This is a genomic window from Pseudoalteromonas translucida KMM 520, assembly GCF_001465295.1.
GTDB lineage: Bacteria > Pseudomonadota > Gammaproteobacteria > Enterobacterales > Alteromonadaceae > Pseudoalteromonas > Pseudoalteromonas translucida.
Genome location: NZ_CP011034.1, coordinates 2,590,740 through 2,612,317, shown reverse-complemented (window position 1 = coordinate 2,612,317; position 21,578 = coordinate 2,590,740). Strand labels below are relative to the sequence as shown.

The window sequence follows — 21,578 nt, the reverse complement described above, 5'->3', positions numbered from 1 at the left end:
GCCTGGGAGCGCGAATTCCCGCAGTCTAAGAGTGAACTATGCTTAAATTTATCGTCAAACTACATCCTGAAATTGCCATCAAAAGCCGCTCGGTTCGTAAACGCTTTACTAAAGTGTTAGAAAATAACATTAAGATTGTACTGCGCCGTATTGACGAAAAAGTACAAGTTAGAAATAACTGGGACAATATCTCAGTAGTTACCCTACTAGAAGGTGAGCAAACACGTGCCACTTTTATTGACAGCCTAGCGCGAATTCCGGGTATTGTGCAGTTTATTGAAGTAACCGAAACGAGCTTTGAAACGCTTGACGATATTTATAAAAAAACCATTGAATTAGTTGGTCACACCATTGAAGGTAAAACGTTTTGTGTACGCGCTAAACGTATTGGTAAGCATGACTTTACTTCAACGGAGTTAGAGCGTTATGTGGGCGGTGGACTAAATCAGCATGTTGCCGGTGCAAGCGTAAAGCTAAGCCATCCAGAAGTAACAATACGCCTTGAAATAAAAGACGAGAAAGCCTACATAGTATCGCATACACACCTAGGCATGGCAGGCTTCCCGCTGCCAACACAAGAAGATGTGTTATCGCTTATGTCTGGCGGTTTTGATTCGGGTGTAGCCAGTTATCAAATGATCCGCAAAGGCGCTCGTACGCACTTTTTGTTTTTCAATTTAGGCGGCGCCGCACACGAAATTGGTGTTAAACAAGCGAGCTACTACTTGTGGAATAAATACAGCTCAACTCATAAAGTTAAATTTATTACCGTTGATTTTGAACCTGTAGTAGCAGAAATATTAGAAAATATTGAAAACAGCCAAATGGGTGTGGTGCTTAAACGCATGATGATGCGCGCAGGCAGTAAAGTGGCCGAAAAACTAAATATTCAAGCCTTGGTAACTGGTGAAAGTATTGGTCAAGTTTCTAGCCAAACATTAGCAAATTTAAGTGTTATTGACCGCGTAACCGAAACTCTTATTTTGCGCCCGTTAATTCAACACGATAAACAAGAAATTATTAATATTGCACGTCAAATTGGTACGGCCGAAATGGCCGAAACGATGCCAGAATACTGTGGTGTTATTTCTAAAAAGCCAACAGTTAAAGCTAAAATAGAAGTAATTAAAGCAGAAGAAGAGAAGTTCGACTTTGATATTCTTAATACTGTAATAGAAAACGCACGAGTAATGGATGTGCGTGATATTGATGTAGAAGCTAAGCAGGAGCTAAAAGAAGCTGAGTCGGTTGCCGATTTGCCTGCCGGTGCAGTAGTGATTGATATTCGCTCTCCAGAGGAAGAAGAAGCCGCACCACTGGAAATTGACGCTATAGAAGTGGTGCATTTGCCGTTTTTTCGCTTAGCAACTAAGTTTGGTGATTTACCAAAAGATAAAGACTATTACTTGTATTGCGATAGAGGTGTAATGAGCCAGTTACAAGCGCTTATTTTACACGAACAAGGCTTTACTACAGTAAAGGTATATCGCCCGTAAAAGTTAACGATATTAAATAGCGTGGTTTATACCGCGCTTTTTTTTGCTTCAATTTTAGCTAAAAGCTCATCGTTAAAAGGGGTTTTTATATTATAAAGCTTGCCTTGCTCGCTAATGTACCCACAAATCGCCATTATTTCGGTTGCTCTATTGTGAGCAACATCTTGCTGCATAGATGAGAAGTTCTCTGCAGTACGTGTCATCACATCATACGCACTGCTCAGTGCATTGATTAACGTTACATCAAGGTTTTTTGCCTTAGCAATATTACATGCTTCGGTTAGTAGGTTAATTATAATTGAGCAATATTGAGGCTCGCGCAACTGACCATTTTTAATGTTATGTAGCGCACTTAACGGATTTATTGCTATGTTAACTAATAACTTATTAAAACGTAGCTGCTCAATATTCTGAGACACATTTAAAAGGGGGATTGCAGTTAATTGATCCGCCATAATTTTGCTGTTTTCAAGGCCTAAGCTATTGCATCCGCCAATTGCACTTTGCCCATTACCAGTGTGCTGTACTATATATTGGTTTGATTTAAATCCAGCCATACTGGTCGTTAAAAAATAAAGCGCTTGGTGCTCATTAAGCTCACATTTTAACTGTTCTACATTGCCCATACCGTTATGCGAAAGCACAACAGAGCAATGCTGAGGCAAATACTGTTTTACTTGTGCAAATGCGCTTTGCACCTGAAAAGCTTTTACCGTAAATAAAAACACATCAAATTTAGGTAAGCTATTAAGCTCATTTAATGAAATAAAAGAGGCATTTATTTTTTGTGAAGCACTGTTGTCACTACTGTAAAAGCGGGTGTTATTAGTACTTTTTCGGGTTAACACGCTTACACTATGCTGCGCACTTAAAAAGTGGGCAAATAATAAGCCTATTGCGCCGTCGCCAATAATAAGAATTTTAGCCATGAGAGTTCTTTTTACGTGGGGTTAAAATTGCTTTGATTATAAAGTAGCTAGCTGCACCGGCAAAATCTGCAATAAAATCTGCGATTGATGCTTGCCTGTAAGGGAGTGTGCCTTGCATTATTTCAATTGATGCACCATAGCTGGCAAGTAAAAGTATCTGCATGTACAAAGGAAGCTTAAACGCTCTGTCCATTATTATGGCAAGGATGAAAAATATCCCAAAGTGGGCTACTTTATCAACATGAGGAAACAGGTTGCCAACCCCTTTTATTTCTTTCGCAAATAAAAAGGTAAACACCACAATACTAATTAAAAAAATTGCTTGATAAACACGCCTTGTCACAACAAATCCTAAAATCGCTTAAAAAGAAACCGTAGTATAGCAAGTCAATTTAGTATCGCACCTGAACAAGATGCATAAAAGTGTAAAGATTTATAGTTTTAGCGTTATAATCGCTTTAATAAATTAAGTATAAAATTAAGATTAAATAGTTAGGAGAAACCAATGCCTTCATTTGATATTGTATCTGAAGTAGAAATGAACGAAGCTAGAAACGCAGTTGATAATGCAAACCGTGAACTAGAAACTCGCTTTGACTTTAGAGGAGTTGATGCATCGATTGAGCTAAATGACAAAGTAATTAAGCTTAAAGCCGAAGCTGACTCTCAAGTTATGCAATTATTTGATATTTTAGCGAGTAAAATTTCTAAGCGTGGTATGGATGTATCAAGCCTTGAATTGCAAGATATTAGCCGTGCGGGTAAAAATGTTTTTCGTAACGTTGGTTTAAAGCAAGGTATTGAAAAAGATATGGCTAAAAAAGTAGTTAAAGCCATTAAAGATTCAAAAGTAAAAGTACAAGCCGCCATTCAAGGCGAAGAAGTACGCGTAACGGGTAAAAAGCGAGATGATCTTCAAGAAGCTATGCAAGTAGTACGCAGCGCCGATTTAGGCCAGCCATTTCAGTTTAAAAACTTCCGCGATTAATAAGGCAGATTAGGAGACTAGGAGACTAGTTTTAAAAATTTGTTTTAAAAAAGCCAAGCTCAGCAATGAGGTTTGGCTTTTTTGCTATTAGTAATGTGATATGTAATTTAACTCTTTTACATTGATTGTTGAGGGTTTATATTGTTAAGAACCAAGGTTTGGCTATATAGACGTCTATTGACATTTGTAAACAAAATACTCACAATAGCGACCTATTTTCAAGGTGCTTGCTTAATACCTTTGTATACGTTTCAAAGTATTGAAATTAACAGCAAGATAATCGGGAAGTTGGTGCGTTTCAAGACGATAACAACCCCAACACTGCCCCCGCAACGGTAAAGTATTAGCAGCTATTATAGTGTTGACTGAGTCCGGAGACCGGCCTTGAAGTTATCTTACTTATTAACATCTTTGCGGTGGGCAAAGGTAGGGGACATCATGTTAAATAAAACCGCTTTAGGTGTGGCAATTTCGGCTGCACTTTCATTTACAGTATCTGCTACAGTGCAACCAATCGAAAAAATTACCGTTACAGCTAATAAATTCGAACAACCTATTAGTAATGTGCTGGCCAGTGTTAGCGTAATTGACCGTGCTGATATTGAAAAAAGTAATGTGCGAGATTTACCTAGTTTGTTGGCTTCTCAAGCTGGTTTTCAAATTAACTCAAATGGTGGCTTCGGCCAAAATTCAGGTGTTTCGCTACGCGGTTCAAGTTCACGCCATACGCTTATTTTAATTGATGGTGTTAGAGTTGGCTCGGCTACTCTTGGCTATAAAGGCATTAGCAATATTGCACTTAACACTATTGAGCGTATTGAAGTTGTTAAAGGTTCTCGCGCTGCTGTTTATGGCTCAGATGCCTTAGCTGGGGTGATTAATATTATCACTCGTACAGCCGATAATATTCGCTTAGATGCTACTTTAGGCAGCAATGCTTATCAAAGTTACCAAGTGGCGGGTGGAACAAATATAAATGATTTAAGTGCATCATTTAACGCTGGAATTGAAAAAACCGATGGTTTTGATGTACTGCAAAACCATGCACCAGATGAAGACGCTTATGAGAACAAAAATATTGGCTTCAATATCGCTTATAACGATGACTATTTAGGCAAGCTAACCGTACAAACTCAGTATAACGAAGGTTATGCTCGTTACGATAACCAGTACAGTGCAGCAGACAGCAGTGATGAAAGTAATGATTTTGAAAACTATCAGGTATCATTAGGGTGGAATAAAAGCTACGAAAATCAAATACACCATATAGCACTCGCATTTTCTAGCGATAGCCAAGATAACACCAGTGAAGGTGTGGTTAGTATGTACGAAACTAAGCGAAATCAAATTGATTATACTGGGCAGTATATTGTCTCAGATGAGCTTAATATTAATGGTGGCTTGAACTGGTACAAAGATAAAATAGAAACCAACGCAGGTAATTATGATAAAGATAGCCGTGAGGTTTTTGCTGGCTTTTTAGGTGCGTATTACGATGATAATACGGTTTTAGCTAATATCGCAGTTCGCCAAGATCATGACCAACAATTTGGTGATAAAACCACGTATACAGCAGCTGTAGGTTATCATTTAAATCAGTTTGCTACGTTTAGAGCAAGTCAAAGCACGGGCTTTAAATCGCCTACCTTTAATGATATTTATTTTCCAGGTTCAGGTAACCCAGAGCTAAAACCAGAAACGTCTGAAAATAAAGAATTAGGTTTGTTGTTAAGTTATCAAGATATTGCTTTAGAAGTGTCTATTTTCCGTAATGACTTTGACAATAAAATAGCCTGGGCACCAACACCTGCAGGTCCTTGGCAGCCAACAAATATAAACGAAGCACGCCATGAAGGCATTGAGTTTAGCTTTTCGCAACAGCTAATGGGTTTTGAGCATGCATTTAACTTCACTTACTTATCTGCAGAAGATTTAGAAACGGGCCAAGAGTTAGCTTATGTATCAAAAAATACCTTTAACTGGTCTTTAAATAAAGGGTGGGGAGATTTTGATGCGGGTATCGATTTGCAGTATCGTGGCGATAGAAAAGGTAAATTAACTGATTTATCTTCATATACATTATGGAACCTAGTCGGTAACTATCAAGCAACTGAGCAGTTAAGCTTTTCTTTACGGGTCGAAAACCTGTTTGATAAGCAGTACGATGAAGTTGATGCCTATGGTGTTGATTTAGATGGCGATTATATAAATGATGAGTTTTATTACTATAACACCGCGGACCGACGCTTATTTATTGGTGCGGCATACCAGTTTTAATATGTGCTACGTAGTTTAAACTTAAAAGCTCGCTAAATTAGCGAGCTTTTTTGTGCGTTACAAAATTGATTTAACCAGTTAAAAACTCTTTAAATTCGGTTTCGAATTTATGTAGTTTAGGGGCGATTAAAATACTGCAATAGCCTTGGTTTGGATTTTCGTTGTAATAGTCTTGGTGGTAATGCTCTGCCGGATAATACGTGGTGGCAGGGCTAACTTCGGTTACTATCGGCTCGCTTACATGGCTTTGTAATTGAGCGATCACCGCGTTAGTAAGTGTTAGTTGTGTTTGATTGTGATAATACACAACACTGCGGTATTGCGTGCCTATATCGTTACCTTGGCGGTTGAGCTGGGTAGCGTCGTGCAAAGTAAAGAACATTGCCAATAATACTTCAAAACTAATAATAGTGTCGTCAAATTCAATTTGCACTACTTCTGCATGGCCGCTAGTGCCTGAGCATACTGATTTATAGGTAGGAGTGTCTGTGTTGCCACCTGTGTAACCTGAGCTTACATTTAATACGCCGTTTACTCGTCTAAATGCGGCGTCTATACACCAAAAACAGCCGCCACCAAAGGTAGCAACTTGCGTTGTTGAACTCATAAATACTCCAAAATAGCTGTAAGTTTAGATTATGCAGAGCATAAGTCTAAAGCGTCGTAACAACAAGGTTACGACGCTATTAGGAGGTTAGATCTCTTCGAATGGCTTTTTAGCGGCTTGTTTATCAAGTTTTTGCTGTAAAAACTCAGGTGACTGTGTATTGCGCGCAAGTGCATAGTAAGCAGCGGGTACTACAAACAGCGTTAGTAGGGTTGATACAACAACACCGGTAAACACTACAACACCAATTACCATACGGCTTTCAGCACCCGGCCCCGAGGCTAAAACTAATGGTACAGCACTCATAACTGTGGTTAATGAGGTCATAATAATAGGGCGTAGGCGCTGCGTAGCGGCTTGTAAAATAGCTTCGCTAAACTCTACGCCTTTGTCGCGTAGTTGGTTAGTAAACTCAACAATTAATATGCCGTTTTTAGCACTTAACCCTATGAGCATCACAATACCTATTTGGCTGTAAATATTGAGCGTAAGGCCAGTGGCCCACAAGCCAAACATAGCGCCCATTAAGCCAAGGGGGACGGTAAGCATTATTACAAATGGGTGCATAAAGCTTTCAAACTGTGCCGCTAGTACTAAAAAGGTAACCGTAAGTGCTAAAATAAACACGTAGGTCATAGCCGAAGCACCTTCATAAAACAACTGCGACTCGCCTTTGTAGTCAATCGCGCCATCTATGTCGTTTTCTTCCATGGCCACTTTATTTAAAAAGTTAAGTGCCTGCTCAAGTGTATAACCATCGGCTAAGTTGGCGCTTAAAGTAATAGCACGCATACGGTTATAGCGGTTTAAGCGCGATGCGGTAGCTTCTTCTTTTAAGCTAATTAAGCTATCAAGTGGGACTAGCTCGCCACTGCGTGATTTAAGATAAATGTTTGATATATCAGTAGGGTTGGCAAAGTCTTCTTTAGTGCCTTTTAAAATAACGTCATACTCTTCGCCGCGATCTATAAAAGTAGTAACACGACGCTGACCTAGCATGGTTTCAAGTGTACGCCCTACATCAGATACAGAAATACCTAAATCGGCTGCTTTGTTTTTATCTATGCTGACTAAAAACTGTGGGAATGTTTCTTTGTAATCATGATCAATTCTAACCAGCCCTGGGTTTTTCTCAGCGCGCTCTATAATGCGGTCGCGCCAATCGGCTAGTTGTGCGTAATCGTTACCTTGTAGTACAAACTCAATTGGGCGTGATGAACCACCGCCGCCAATGCCTCTGCGCATAATAGCAAAGGCTCGCACGTCGGTAACTTCCTGCAGCTTAGTGCTTATTTCGTCCATTATTACCCAGGTAGAACGTTGGCGTTTGTCCCAATCGGCCATACCTACAATTGCTACACCGCCACTGCCGCCCCAGCCAGGTACGCGAACAAGTACACGGCTTAGCTCACCAGATTCAGAGTAAGGCATTAAGCGCTCTTCAATTTTACTCATATTAGCGGCATTGTTCTCATAACTGGCACCTTCAGGGCCACTCATCATAACAAAAAAGGTTCCACGGTCTTCTTTAGGTGTTAGCTCAGACGGTATTTGAGTAAATAATGAATAACTAACAAAGCCGGCTAATAACAAGCTGATCATTAAGCCCCATTTTCGGGTCATATTAGAGGCAAGCGAGTTACGATAACTAAGTTCAACCTTAGCAAAAAAGCGGTTCATTGACTGGCTGAATTTGCTTTCTTTTTCAGAAGCTTTTAATACTTTAGAGTATAACGCAGGTGAAAGAGTAAGTGCTGTAATACTTGAGAAAAACACTGCGGCACTTACCGCCATGGCAAACTCAGTAAATAAAGCACCAATACGGCCATCCATAAATACTAAGGGTACAAATACCGAAATAAGCACTAAAGTGGTGGCAATAATTGCAAAGCCCACTTCGCGCGCGCCTCTATAAGCGGCCAATAAAGGAGGCTCGCCAAGCTCTATGCGGCGATGAATGTTTTCTAACATAACAATGGCATCATCAACCACTAAGCCGATTGCTAGTACCAGTGCAAGTAAAGTAAGTAAGTTAATAGAATAACCCATAGCGAGTAAAAACATAAAGCTACCCACTAGCGCCACCGGTACAGTAACTGCAGGGATTAAGGTGGCACGAATATTACCTAAAAATATAAAAATAATTAATACAACTAAGCCCATAGAAATAGCAAGGGTGCTGTATACCTCATTAATCGATTCTTTTATAAATATAGATGAGTCGTAACTATCCTCTATAGTGGTTCCTTCGGGCAGGTTACGTTTTATTTTTTCAAGTTCGGCACGGGCGTTATCAACCACAGTTAAAGTATTGGCTTTAGCTTGCTTTACAATGCCTAAACCAATCATATTGCGGCCATTACCACGAAATAAACTCTCGTCATCGGCGGCTTCTAGGTGTACATCAGCCACTTCGCTTAAGCGTACTAGGTAACCGTCATCACCGCGCTTTATTACTAGGTTTTGAAAGTCGCGTTGATCTTTATAACTGCGGGCTGTACGTACAGTAAAGTCACGATCAACCGATTCAATTTCGCCTGCAGGTAACTCTACGTTTTCGGTGCGTAGTGTTTGTTCTATATCGCTCGCAGTAATACCGCGAGCAGCCATTGCTTGGCGATTTAGCCAAATTTTCATGGCGTACTTTCGCTCACCACCAATGCGCACGTTAGACACACCATCAACAACAGCTAAGCGATCTACAATAAAGCGCTGTGCGTAATCAGATAACTGCATTGAGTTCATGGTTTCGCTGTTTAGCACAAACCATACAATAGGGCTTTCATCGCTGTTAGACTTAGACACCTCTGGCGGGCGAACTTGTTCAGGTAGGCTATCTGCGGCGCGGGCAACACGTTCGCGCACATCGTTAGATGCAGCATCTATATCGCGCTTAATATCAAACTCAATCGTAATATTTGAGCGGCCATTACGGCTCGATGAGTTAATACTTTTAATGCCTTCAATACCCGAGATACGGTTTTCGATAACTTGGGTTATTTTGGTTTCTATAATCTCTGCAGAAGCACCTGTATATTCGGTACTAATATTAACAATAGGCGTTTCAATATCAGGATACTCACGCAGTGGCAGCATGCTAAAAGCAACGAGCCCAAAGGTGAGTAAAAGTAGATTTATTACAATCGCAAAAACGGGGCGTTTAACGCTAATATCGGTAATTTTCACGGGTTATCCCTTCACGCTAACTTTACTGCCAGAGCGAATTTTTATTAGCCCTTCAGTTATAATTTGCTCACCATCGGTTAAGCCTTCATCAACAGCAACCCAGCCGTTATTTCTGCCCGCAATATGCACTTCAATACGATTAGCAACACCGTCTAAAATTTGAAATACGTAATGTTTGTCTTGTAGCGGAATAATTGCTTTTTCTGGAACCATTAATGCTTGGTTACTACTTAGCTCTAACGCTGTTTTAAGTAGCATACCAGGGCGTAGCAAACCTGAATTATTTGCAAAGCTGGCGGTTACTTCTACGCTACGGGTAACTGAATCAATACGCGAACTAATATGAGTTACTTTACCGATAAAGGTTTGATCAGGATAAGCATCATTTTGAGTGAGCACTTTCATGCCAGTAGCTAATTGCGCTAAATATTTTTCAGGTACTTTAAAGTCTACCTTAATGATACTTATGTCATCGAGCGTGGTAATAATTGAGCTATTATTTACATAAGCACCAATCGATATTTCACGTTTGCCCAACATGCCAGAAAACGGCGCGGTAATGGTCATTTCAGCCAGTTTGGTTTTAGCGCTTTCTAATTGTGCTTGAGTGGCATCAACTCGTGATAATTGCTCTTCAAGTAGCGACTTTGCTGTTGACTGCGAACGTGAAAGTTCGGTAAGTCTATCGAGTTGGCGTTTTTCTTCGCGTAAATTAATATTTAGCTCTTTTACTGCAATTTGTTCTTGTTGGCTTTGCAGTTGTACTAGCTTTTGGCCTTTACTAACTAGGTCGCCATCTTCAAAGAAAATATTAGTCACGTAATCACTTTGTGCGCTGGTAATATAGACAGCTTGGTTAGCGCGTGCACTACCAATAGCTTCAATCATTACTGCATTTTCTTGTGAGGTAACAGTGTGAGCAGACACTTGCGTGGCCATTTGTGAAAAATCGGCTTGTTTACCTTGGCTAGCGGGTAAATATAAATAAACGCTAAATATTACGAGTAGTGTAATAATAAATGGAAAAAGAGCTCTACCTGATTGTCTTGAGTACATTGCTTTAATACCAAAAAATAAATTATAACTATTGTACGAAATAACACCGAGAAAAGGCGGTATTATGTCCCATTAATTTGTGAATTAAGCGTAAAAGTTATAGTAATTAATTAAATAAACTCATGCTTGAGCTTAAAAAGGTATTTTATGAAGTTAAATACGTCGTGCAAAAAATGTTTAATGCTCAGAAAAATAGCATTGTGGGGCGTTATCATGTTCATTTTTTACAGTGTTTATTATCAATATGGATGAGTGCAACGCTATGCAAATTAAGTATCGTGCGCAGGGAGCTAAACATGGCATAGAAGTGTTAATTGTTGGTGCCATTGGTTTGTTGTTTATTATGCTGTTTAATTTATTACGTCCTGGCGAAATTAGCATTTTAGAAATTTTTTTAGTTAGTTTGTGTATTGCTGCAATAACAATTGGTTTTTTTAAAACCCAAGAGCCATTTTATAGTTTAGTGTTAACCGCTGAGCAGTTAACTTATCAGCACAAATATGGTGTTTGGCATTTAGCTCATAGCAATTTTAAATCAAGCGGTATACCCAAGGTAGCAGTAGGGCTTGAGCACTTAGATCTTAATGTGGTGGGAATTAAGGTAAACGACATGGATGAGTTTTTAACGAGTTTAGCCCCTAGAATCGCAGGGAAATTATTGATCGAGCAGCGTCATTTATTTATGCAACTAATTCAAAAGAATTGCATAAATGGCGATTGCCCATCAGAATGGCTGGTAGAGGATACACAATATAGATCTAAAAATGGAATTAGCTATAATGGGTTAATAGCAATGTTTGCCAACAGGGCAAAGCATTTGCAGTTACTAACAGGCTATGATCTATTATTACCAGCGAGTGTATTAGACAGAAATATTTGGGAGTTTAGTGCTAACTTAAATACATGGCAGCGCGAACCCCTTAAATTTATAGCGTCGCAAATAAGTAATTAAAACGCGGCAGTAGGAATAATAATGAGCCAAGAAAGAGCTTTTTTAAAAAGTGGTCGTAATACCATAATACATAAAGACAAAAAACTTGATTTAGTCATTGTTAATTCTGAGATCCATCCTCGAATTAAAGTGACCCAAAATGGCTTAGAACCATTTAAAGAAGAACTGCCAAAAAACCGCCGTGACGCAAAAGAGCGTTACTTAGAAGTTGTTTATGTTAGTAGCACCGATGTGTTTGGCGAAGAAAAACGATTGTTATTTATTCAAGCCCTTGATGGGCGAGAATACAAGGTTGATTACAGTAAAATAGGTACTAAGTTATTTGTACGTATTCATCAAGATAGTTACTTATAGTACTTAGTGGCACTTTTATTGCTATAAATAATTATTAATTATTTTTTGATATAAAAGGGTGCTTAGTATGAGAGCAATTGCGTTAATCCCGTTATTGTCGTGTGGACTATTGGTTGCATGCGGAGGTGGGGGGGGCTCTGATGATGGTGATAACATTCAAACTTCTGTATTTGCAGGTAACGATTTGCAAATTATTGAAAAAACCGATTTTACTATTACTGCAAAAGGCTCACCCACCGAGGGTACGTTTACTTGGCAGCGCGTAAGCGGCCCCATTGTTGATGGGTTTCCGCTCGATGGCGCAGTGCAAACCATTACCGCACCAGATGTAAAAGCAGACAGCGAACTGGTGCTCAGAGTAAGCTACCAAACAGCTGGTGGTGGCTTAGTAAATGACGATATTAGTATTTTTATTACTTCAAACAATCAATTACCCCAAGCTGTTATTACCCAAACAGCACCGCAAGTATTGCCATCAGTTTATAACGATACCGTAACGCTAAGCGCTGCAGACTCAACAGATCCAGATACTAATGGTCAAATTAATAGCTACTTGTGGCAATTAATATCAGGACCAGCCCTCAACATTAATAGTTTTACTAATTCTACTTTAAGCTTTAGCCACCCATTGCTTGAAAACCATACAAATCTAAAGTGGTCATTAACGGTTACCGATGATGAAGGAGGAGAATCAACCTCTGAATATGACATGACTTTAAATAAAACAGCGCAAGTTGTTATTGCCAATGCTGGAGCTGATCAGCAAGTTAACGAGTTTGATAAAGTAACCTTAGATGCAAGTAACAGCGCTGCCGCAACCAGTACTTATAAATGTGACTGGCAACAACTAACCGGCAAAGCGGAAACATTAGCTAATAGCAATCAATGTATTACTACTTTTTATGCCTCAGACATAGACACTAACGCCACTTTAAGTTTTGAAGTAATGGTTACAGATTCTAAAGGGCGCACCGCAAATGATAGCGTATTTGTAGATGTTGCACCTAAAGCGCTTGGGTTAATAAACGATACAGGTGTGGGGGAGTGCTACAACAATACTCAACGTATAAACTGTGTGAGTAAAGACTTTCCAAATCAAGATGCTGAGCTTGGCCGAGACAGCTTTGCGAATCGTTTAGCCAAAGTAGGGCAAGGTAATTTAGCATTTGATTACACCAAACTAAATGAGTTTGCAGATGAAGTTGCTGATGACGCACAAAACTTTAGTTGTATTCGCGACAACGTAACCGGTTTAGTGTGGGAGGTTAAAAGCCCTGCGTCAGGTGTGGTACCTAACACTACATTACGCGATGGGCAAAATCATTACACATGGTACCTTACAGAATCTGCTATTCCTCAGGTAGGCGGTGCAAGAGGCGCTGCTAACTCTAGTTGCCCAAGTAATACCGATTGCGGATTGCAAAGCTATATACAAGAAGTAAATGCGCTAGATTTTTGTGGTGGCACAAATTGGCGAGTACCCACTTACACCGAGCTACTAAGCTTAGTTGATTACGGCAAGCAAGGGCAAAATGTATTAATAGATGAGAGTATTTTCCCTAATATGCCTGCGGTTAGTTTACTGGGTCACTTGCGTTATTGGACCTCTCAAACAGCGGTTGATGGCACCAGTTTATCGCAAGCTTATATTATAGATATGAGCGATGGTAATGACCTTGCTTATCCAAAAAGTAATACTGCTTATGTTCGTTTAGTTAGAAGCCGTTAGGGGAAGTATATGAAATTTAAATTAATAACTACATTTGCGGCAATGAGTTTAAGCTTTAACGTAATAGCTGGGGTTTGTTATGACTCAGTTACGCAAACAACACCAACAGAGCGATTTACAATAAATACCGATGGCACAGTGTCAGATAGCAAAACAGGTTTAATGTGGCAGCGTTGTAGTTACGGACAAGTGTATAACAATGCTACAGCAACATGCGAAGGCTCTACACCATCATTAACCTGGCAAGCTGCATTGCGAGGCGCAGTTAACGATACAACAGCAAGTTATAATGACTGGCAAGTACCAAATATTAAAGAGTTAGCAAGTATTGTTGAACACAGGTGTACAGAGCCAAGTATTAACGAGTCGGTGTTTTTGGGCACAAAGCTACAAAACTATTGGACCAATACCTCAGGTGTAAACACGATTAACTCTGCTTGGGTATATCAGTTTGCCAGTGGACTAAATAGTTTGCACGCTAAAACCAGCAGTGTTTATTTACGCTTAATGCGCTACGAAAAATAATCCAATATAAGTAAATGCACAGCTAAGTTTAAAGCAGCGCTTTTTACATTAATTTACGTTATTTCAATAATAAAAGAGCCTGAGTGTTGTCACTAAGGCTCTTTTTTTGCCATTATGGGGGGGATTTATTTACCAAGGAATACTCAGGTGTATTTAAGCTATTTTGGTTTGCATGAAAAACCCTTTTCAATCTCGCCTAATCCCCATTATTTGTTTTTAAGTGAGCGACATAAAGAAGCGTTAGCGCACCTTACCTATGGACTAGGTGAAGACGGCGGCTTTGTATTATTAACCGGCGAAGTGGGTACCGGTAAAACAACCATTACTCGCAGTATGCTAGAAAAACTGCCAGAGAATACTCAAGTTGCGATGATCCATAATCCGGCTTTATCAGAGCTTGAGCTCTTGGCCAGTATTTGTGATGAGCTTAAAATTAATTATGACGCACAAAATGCGAGTTTAAAAAGCCTTACCGATGTTATAAAAAAGCACTTAGAAGCAAATAATAAAGCGGGTGGGCATACCATACTTATTATTGACGAAGCGCAGTTACTTGCCCCCGATGTACTAGAACAACTGCGGCTACTAACCAACATAGAAACTGATCATAAAAAGCTATTACAAATAGTGCTGGTGGGGCAACCTGAGCTGCAAGTATTATTAAAACGAAATGAGTTAAGGCAGCTTGCACAACGTATAACAGCTCGCTATCACTTACTGCCTTTAACGCAAGGGCAAACGGTGGCATACATTAAGCATCGTTTACATATTGCAGGCTGCGATAAAGGTATTTTTTCGTTGGATGCAATGCAAAGCGTTCATCAACTTACCGGTGGCGTGCCACGATTAATGAACTTAGTGTGTGAGCGGGCGTTAGTAGGGGCATTTGCAAAACAGCAATTAACAATAGATAGCAGTATTATAAAAAAATCGGCTCTGGAGTCACTACCACCCGATTTTATTGCGGCTAATAATGCGCCACCTAAAACCGTGCCATATTGGCTGTATTGCTCTGCTTTTGTTGCTTTATTTGCAGCAGGCTTAGGGCTTTCATTTATTTTATAGTTAGGTGATTAATGTCTTATTTATTAGATGCGTTAAAGCAATCGCAACAAGCCGATATAAGCGCCGAGCAGTATGACTTGCAGGCACAACAGGCTAAACAACAACAGTCTCTAGTGCGATACCGCCGCTTAGCGTTTGTGATTGGTGGCAGCTTAGCGGTTAGCTTTAGTGTTGCAGGTGGTTTTGTTAGTGGAAAATGGCTACAAAACAGCTCATTTAATAGTAATAATGAGCAAGTTAGCACTACAGCAATATTAAAAAATACTAATGCCGATAAAGAACCAACAATAACAACCAAATCGGATATAGATAATAGAGCAAGATTACAAACTGCAGAGCAAAACATAGCTGCATTAGCGGCGCAACCATCAGCGTCAAAAACGGCCCCGCCAGACGCAGTAAATACAGCAACTTCAATTCAAGGGCAGTTAGTATATGTACAAACCCCCAGTGGTATAGTACAAATGTTACTTACGCCGCAAGGGCAATATATTCCAATAATGGAAAATCAAGCCACACTTCAGCAAAACCTAAATCCGCAAAATAGTTATGCTCAGGGTACGTATGGGCAAGGCGCAATTAATCAGCAGGGATATTCACAACCATATTATAATCAACCTAGCTTCAATCAAATTAATAACCAGGCAACACAAGCAGCTGAGCAGCAACCTCAAAAAAATATGCCTTCATCGGCATCGCTTGATTTAAGTAAGTATAAAGTGCTTGGTAAGCCGCTCGATTCACAAGGCTCTACAGCACAACAAACTAAAAGACCTGCGCTTGCAAAGAATCCAACATTATTAGAAACAGCTTTTGATCAAGCTATTCAAGATACAGAAAAAACACAAAACTACGAAGTAACGCAAGCAACGCGCAGCTCATCACGCGTGCAACCAATAGAGCTGTTGCCAGATGGATTGCAAGCCATGTTACCGCCACTTAAATATCAGGCGCATATATATTCGTCTGCACTCGATAAGCGTTGGATCAAGCTCAATGGGCGCGATCTTTTTGAGGGCGATAGTATAGGTGCATTAACAGTGCGAGAAATAACACCAGAGCAAAGCGTACTAGATTTTGACGGCTACGAATTTAGCTTAAAGGCGCTACAAGATTGGCCGCAATAGCGGCTAATTAGGGTAAAATTGAATTTTTATAAAAGCGTTGTAAGTCAATTTTGTATTCGTCAGCTTTAACTGCCGACTCAAGCGTATCTTGGCTTTTTTTATGTGCCAAATCTATGTCTTGTACTTGGGTGTAGCGCTCATGCTTTGCACTATAGAAAGTTTTAACAATGGGCTTTAATGGGCTGGCAGGGTTGCTCTGTGTAACCAGCCCCACTTTTTGACTCGAGAGCTTAACCAGTGTGCCTACCGGGTGAATACCAATACATTGAATAAATTTAGTCAATAACTCATTATCAAAACTATCCGGGCAACCTTGTTTTAATATTTTAAAGGCTTTGATCGGCTCCATACCCGCTTTATAAACGCGTTCAGCAGTGAGTGCATCATACACGTCAACAATTGACGCCATACGCACATACTGGCTTATTTCATCGCCTTTTTTACCAAACGGATAGCCTTTGCCATCTAAGCGTTCATGGTGCATACCAGCAATATCAACAGCTATACCTTTGAGCCCCGCAGCTTGTAAAATTTCTTTACTAAAGCGTGCATGATTTTTCATTATTGTAAATTCTTCATCAGTAAAACGCCCTGGCTTATTGAGCACTGCATCGGGAATTTTTATTTTGCCAATATCATGCAGTAGCGCGCCAGTAGTTAGCTGTTCAATAATATCTTTATCTATATTCAAATGCTTGGCAAAAATGCTAATTAAAATAGAAACATTAATAGAGTGCTCTAACAAGTAGGCATCTTTTTGGCGCATTTGAGTAAGACAAGCGAGTGCATCTTGATTTCTAAATACCGAGTCCATAAAACCACTAGCAAGCTCTCTAAAAGGCGCTATGTCTATATCTCGGCCTGCTTTTATATCTTTAAATGCTTTAATTTGTAGAGATTTAGCTTCATCGTAAAGCTTTTTAGCTTTGCCCATTTCTTGTTCGGCACTGTGCGTTTTTTGCCAAGGATCGCGCTTTGCTATAGGGGTAGGTGTCTTAGCTGGCTCTTTTTCAGGCACTGATTCGATGAGGGTTTTATCTGGATCTATTTCAACTTCTAAAATACCGACATTTTTTAATTTATCGATACCGGCTTGAGTTTTAACCCAGCCTTGGCTTTTTATTTTTATACGTCCGGTTTGCTTTGTTACGCTTTGTACAAACATGCCTGGTAATAACTGCGAAATTGGAATGACTTTCAATTTAATTCACTTCATATAAGTATTCTACTAGTTAAAGTAACAAAAATATTACAATTAACATAGTAAAAAAGGCACCCTAAGGTGCCTTTTTATACGAATAAGTAATTAGTGCTAGACTAGTTACTCATCATCTTCTACTAGCGTCATTAGCGATGTATTACCACCTGATGCCGTTGTATCTATACTAATGGTTTTTTCAGTTACTAAACGTTTAATAAGCGTATCGTAATATTCAGAGCTGATCACTGGCAAAATAGCGCCTTTACGCTGTGCTAGCTGCTGGCTGAAATAACCAAAGCGAGAAGAGCGTGCCGCAACAACAGCGCCGGCTAAATGCGGGTGTGCCAATATAGCTTGTAACTGATTTGGTTTAGCTACTTGGAATACCCCTTCAGCAACACCGGTGGCAATAAATTTATCTCTAAAGGCAACCGCTTCTTCATAAAATATTTCAGAGGCCACGGTAATTACCGTATTACCCGCAGCAATTGCAGTAATGATCGATAATGCCCAAAAGTTAAACGATGTGCTCTTATCGGCGTAACATACAACACAACCACGTGCTTCAAGGTGCAGAGTATTAGACTCACCTGTTGGCCCTGGTAATGTAGTAAATTTACGCATGTGCTTTTCTAAGCGATTAAGTTGTGCACGTGCATCGGCAAGTGTTAATGCTAAATCATCAGCTAAGTCGTCAATAATTTCAACTGTGGCTATTTTAGCAAGCAATTGACGCACCGCAGATACACGGTCGTTTAGTGGTGTTGAACGCCAAATTTTTTCATCGCGCATTGAGTTAATCATTAGCTTTTCTACTTGCTCATTTGCACCGCTGTAGTGGTGTAAATCAAGCTCGTCTGGCGTTAAATTGGTCATTTGCACGTTTTCTGGCGATGCTTTTTCTTTTACTAAACGTTGTAAGTAGTTAGGGCCACCGGCTTTAGGGCCTGTACCTGATAAACCACGGCCACCAAATGGTTGCACACCAACAATAGCGCCAATCATATTACGGTTAATGTACACGTTACCTGCACGCGACATTTTAGCTAGGTATTCACAACGCTCTTCAATGCGCGAATGCACGCCCATAGTTAAGCCGTAACCTGTGTTGTTTATTTGATCCATAACACTGTCTAGTTCGCTCGATTTAAAGCGTATAACGTGTACACATGGGCCAAATACTTCACGCTTAAGTACCGATAAGTCTTTTATTTCGTATAAACGAGGAGCAAAGAAGTACGCACCATTTACTGTGTTATCTGGAATTTTGCACTCGTAATGTAATGTCGCATTACCTTTTAAGTATTCAACGTGATCGTTTAAGCTTTTCAGTGCTTTTTCATCAATTACCGGGCCTACGTCAGTAGAGAGTAACGATGGGTCGCCTATATGTAGCTCAGCCAGTGCACCTTTAAGCATTTCGATTATGCCATCGGCAACGTCTTCTTGAATAAATAATACACGTAGCGCTGAACAACGTTGCCCAGCACTTTGAAAACCAGAACTAATTACATCGTCAACCACTTGCTCAGGGAGTGCTGTTGAGTCAACGATCATACAGTTTTGGCCGCCTGTTTCGGCAATTAACGGTACTTGAATATCGCTACGAGCCGCGAGTGTTTGTGAAATAAGCGTGCCTGTTTCAGTCGAGCCAGTAAACATAATTGCTTGAACGCGTTCATCCGGAACAATTGTTTTACCTACTTCACTACCACGGGCTATTACCGCTTGCACAACATGCTCTGGTAAACCTACCGATAGCATAAGTTCAATGGCACGCAGCGCAATTAGACTCGTTTGCTCAGCTGGTTTTGCAATAACGGTATTACCGGTCACAATAGCAGCGGCTACTTGGCCTAAGAAAATAGCTAGCGGGAAGTTCCATGGGCTAATACATAAAATAACACCACGGGCTTCAAAGCGCTCATCTTGCGATAGCTCTTCAGCGCGGGCTGCGTAGTAACGACAAAAATCAACCGCTTCGCGTACTTCATCAATACCATCTTTAGCTATTTTACCGGCTTCTTTAATACAAATAGCCACTAGCTCGTCATGATGACGCTCTAAAATATCGGCAACACGGCGTAATAAATTAGCACGTTCTTTTACCGATGTTTGTGACCATGATTCAAAAGCGTTTTCTGCGTTGGCTAGCAAAACTTGCATTTCATCGCTAGATTGCAGTTTTATATGGCCAATTACTTCTTTGTGGTTTGCCGGGTTTTTAACTGCCACAGAGCCTTCAGGTACTTGGCTTTGCTCAATTAAGTGTTCGTTAAACCACAGATCAAGGTTTTCTTTAAACGGGGTGATCACGTTTATATCGGTTAAATCCATGCCTTTTGAATTGGCACGTTCGGCGCCATATAAGTCAATTGGCATTTTAATTTGCGTGTTGTATTTATTGCGTAAACCTTGCAGTGTTTCTACCGGATCAGGCAGTAGTGACTCAACGGGCTTAGTGGTATCTACAATGGCATTAACAAACGATGAGTTAGCACCGTTTTCTAATAAACGGCGTACTAAGTAAGCCAATAGGTCTTCGTGTTGGCCCACCGGTGCGTATACGCGACACTGAATTTTTTCCTCGGTAACGATTTGGTCAAATAAAGATTCGCCCATACCGTGTAAGCGTTGAAATTCAAAACCTTGGTTATCACCTTTCGCTACTTCTAGTATAGTGGCAGCAGTGTAAGCGTTGTGTGTTGCAAATTGCGGATAAAGCACGTCACGTGCTTCAAGCATTTTAATTGCACACGCTTTATAAGATACGTCGGTGGTAGCTTTGCGAGTAAATACTGGGAAATGCTCTAAACCATCTTGTTGTGTGGTTTTTATTTCGGTGTCCCAATAAGCGCCTTTAACTAAACGCACCATCATTTTACGACCCACGCGGGTTGCAAGTTCAGTTAGCCATTCAATTACAAATATAGCGCGTTTTTGATACGCTTGAACCGCTAAACCAAAGCCGTTCCAACCTGCTAGGTCGTCATCACTAAATACCGCTTCAATTACATCTAAAGAAATATCTAAACGGTCTGCTTCCTCAGCATCAACAGTAAAGCCAATGTCATATTGTTTAGCAACTAGCGCAAGCTCTTTGAGCTTAGGCACAATTTCGGCCATTACGCGTTCTTTATGCGTAAACTCATAACGAGGATGAATAGCAGAGAGCTTAACTGAAATGCCTGGGCTTTTTATTGGGCCACGGCCGTTTGCCGCTTTACCAATAGCATGAATCGCGTTCATGTAGCTGTCAAAGTAACGCTTCGCATCTTTCATGGTGCGCGCGCCTTCGCCTAGCATATCGTATGAATATACGTAGCCTTTTTGTTCTTTATCGGCAGCACGTACAATTGCTTCGTCAATGGTACGGCCCATAACGAATTGCTTACCCATAATTTTCATCGCAAAGTTTACTGATTTACGAATAACCGGCTCGCCTAAACGCCCTATGGTCTTTTTAAGCATACCAAATTGCTGTTCTTTGGTTTTATCTGTGTAGTTAACCATTTTACCGGTTACTAATAGGCCCCAAGACGATGCGTTAACAAATAACGAATCGCTGCTGCCTAAATGAGAGCTCCAATCGCCTTTTGCTAATTTGTCACGAATTAATGTGTCTTGAGTTGCTTTGTCTGGTACGCGAAGCAGGGCTTCGGCTAAGCACATTAATACCACGCCTTCTTCACTAGAGAGTGAAAACTCATTTAATAGTGCATCAACACCGCTTTGACCATCTTGGTCTTTACGAATATTTAAAACAATTTGGCGAGCTCTTTCCCAGGCACGACTTCGTGCTTTAACACCTACTTCAGCAAGTGGTAAAATATGATCGATAACCGCATTTTCGTCGATGCGGTAGAAGTCACGGATTTTTTGTCGAATTGGACAAGTCGTTGTCAAATCGCTATTGAATAACATAAGCAACCCTCAGGAGTGTTAAAACTTAAGGTAAAATTAATTACCACTAAATATTCGTTGGTATAAGGCGTGCATTCTAATTAAAATTCAGCAGAATATGCTGGTTAAATTTGGCGTTTTACGCTAATTTACAGGGCATATTTTCTACTTATCCGTATAAAG

At 40.2% G+C, this 21,578-nt stretch carries 16 protein-coding genes and 1 riboswitch; of the genes, 9 read left to right on the top strand and 7 right to left on the bottom strand.

Going from position 1 to position 21,578, the window contains the following annotated elements; translation table 11 throughout:
- Positions 1–38 precede the first annotated feature (38 nt).
- Complete coding sequence (gene thiI, locus PTRA_RS12015; RefSeq protein ID WP_058373948.1) at positions 39–1,496, top strand: tRNA uracil 4-sulfurtransferase ThiI; 1,458 nt, start codon at positions 39–41, stop codon at positions 1,494–1,496.
- 26 nt (positions 1,497–1,522) lie between these two features.
- On the opposite strand, the gene PTRA_RS12010 is transcribed toward thiI, so the two are convergent.
- On the bottom strand, positions 1,523–2,425 hold the full coding sequence (locus tag PTRA_RS12010) for a ketopantoate reductase family protein (protein ID WP_058373947.1): 903 nt from the start codon (positions 2,423–2,425) through the stop codon (positions 1,523–1,525).
- Entirely contained in the window at positions 2,418–2,768 is a 351-nt protein-coding gene (locus PTRA_RS12005) for a VanZ family protein (protein WP_058373946.1), read from the bottom strand. The genes PTRA_RS12010 and PTRA_RS12005 overlap by 8 nt, the downstream gene beginning before the upstream one ends.
- Before the next feature lie 162 nt (positions 2,769–2,930).
- Here PTRA_RS12005 and PTRA_RS12000 point away from each other — a divergent pair, with 162 nt between their 5' ends.
- Both PTRA_RS12000 and PTRA_RS11995 read left to right on the top strand, forming a co-directional pair.
- A complete protein-coding gene (locus PTRA_RS12000) occupies positions 2,931–3,413 on the top strand; it encodes a YajQ family cyclic di-GMP-binding protein (RefSeq protein WP_058373945.1) in 483 nt (160 codons plus the stop codon).
- A gap of 237 nt (positions 3,414–3,650) precedes the next feature.
- Positions 3,651–3,814, top strand: a riboswitch (cobalamin riboswitch).
- A 37-nt stretch (positions 3,815–3,851) separates the two neighbouring features.
- Entirely contained in the window at positions 3,852–5,690 is a 1,839-nt protein-coding gene (locus tag PTRA_RS11995) for a TonB-dependent receptor domain-containing protein (RefSeq protein WP_058373944.1), read from the top strand.
- A 70-nt stretch (positions 5,691–5,760) separates the two neighbouring features.
- Here PTRA_RS11995 and msrA read toward each other — a convergent pair whose 3' ends face one another.
- The 3 genes from msrA to PTRA_RS11980 all read right to left on the bottom strand — a co-directional run bounded on the left by msrA (position 5,761) and on the right by PTRA_RS11980 (position 10,539).
- Positions 5,761–6,297 (bottom strand): peptide-methionine (S)-S-oxide reductase MsrA, encoded by a 537-nt coding sequence (gene msrA, locus PTRA_RS11990; RefSeq protein ID WP_058373943.1) that lies wholly within the window; start codon positions 6,295–6,297, stop codon positions 5,761–5,763.
- A gap of 87 nt (positions 6,298–6,384) precedes the next feature.
- Positions 6,385–9,483: an efflux RND transporter permease subunit gene (locus tag PTRA_RS11985; protein ID WP_058373942.1), complete on the bottom strand. Its 3,099-nt coding sequence runs from the start codon at positions 9,481–9,483 to the stop codon at positions 6,385–6,387.
- 3 nt (positions 9,484–9,486) lie between these two features.
- Positions 9,487–10,539, bottom strand: a complete 1,053-nt coding sequence (locus PTRA_RS11980) for an efflux RND transporter periplasmic adaptor subunit (RefSeq protein WP_058373941.1) — start codon at positions 10,537–10,539, stop codon at positions 9,487–9,489.
- Positions 10,540–10,801: 262 nt separating this feature from the next.
- On the opposite strand from PTRA_RS11980, the gene PTRA_RS11975 reads away from it, so the two are divergent.
- From PTRA_RS11975 to PTRA_RS11950, 6 genes are all read left to right on the top strand, one after another.
- Positions 10,802–11,491 (top strand): DUF2982 domain-containing protein, encoded by a 690-nt coding sequence (locus PTRA_RS11975; protein WP_418055001.1) that lies wholly within the window; start codon positions 10,802–10,804, stop codon positions 11,489–11,491.
- Between the two features lie 21 nt (positions 11,492–11,512).
- Complete coding sequence (locus PTRA_RS11970; protein ID WP_058373940.1) at positions 11,513–11,845, top strand: hypothetical protein; 333 nt, start codon at positions 11,513–11,515, stop codon at positions 11,843–11,845.
- 67 nt (positions 11,846–11,912) lie between these two features.
- Entirely contained in the window at positions 11,913–13,574 is a 1,662-nt protein-coding gene (locus PTRA_RS11965) for an Lcl C-terminal domain-containing protein (RefSeq protein WP_058373939.1), read from the top strand.
- Between the two features lie 9 nt (positions 13,575–13,583).
- A complete protein-coding gene (locus PTRA_RS11960) occupies positions 13,584–14,099 on the top strand; it encodes an Lcl C-terminal domain-containing protein (protein WP_058373938.1) in 516 nt (171 codons plus the stop codon).
- Between the two features lie 147 nt (positions 14,100–14,246).
- Complete coding sequence (locus PTRA_RS11955; protein ID WP_058373937.1) at positions 14,247–15,164, top strand: ExeA family protein; 918 nt, start codon at positions 14,247–14,249, stop codon at positions 15,162–15,164.
- An 11-nt stretch (positions 15,165–15,175) separates the two neighbouring features.
- Positions 15,176–16,291: a general secretion pathway protein GspB gene (locus tag PTRA_RS11950; protein ID WP_058373936.1), complete on the top strand. Its 1,116-nt coding sequence runs from the start codon at positions 15,176–15,178 to the stop codon at positions 16,289–16,291.
- A 7-nt stretch (positions 16,292–16,298) separates the two neighbouring features.
- On the opposite strand, the gene PTRA_RS11945 is transcribed toward PTRA_RS11950, so the two are convergent.
- Together PTRA_RS11945 and putA are read right to left on the bottom strand one after the other, a co-directional pair.
- On the bottom strand, positions 16,299–17,492 hold the full coding sequence (locus PTRA_RS11945; RefSeq protein ID WP_058373935.1) for an HD-GYP domain-containing protein: 1,194 nt from the start codon (positions 17,490–17,492) through the stop codon (positions 16,299–16,301).
- A 120-nt stretch (positions 17,493–17,612) separates the two neighbouring features.
- On the bottom strand, positions 17,613–21,416 hold the full coding sequence (gene putA / locus PTRA_RS11940; RefSeq protein WP_058373934.1) for a bifunctional proline dehydrogenase/L-glutamate gamma-semialdehyde dehydrogenase PutA: 3,804 nt from the start codon (positions 21,414–21,416) through the stop codon (positions 17,613–17,615).
- Positions 21,417–21,578: the final 162 nt, after the last annotated feature.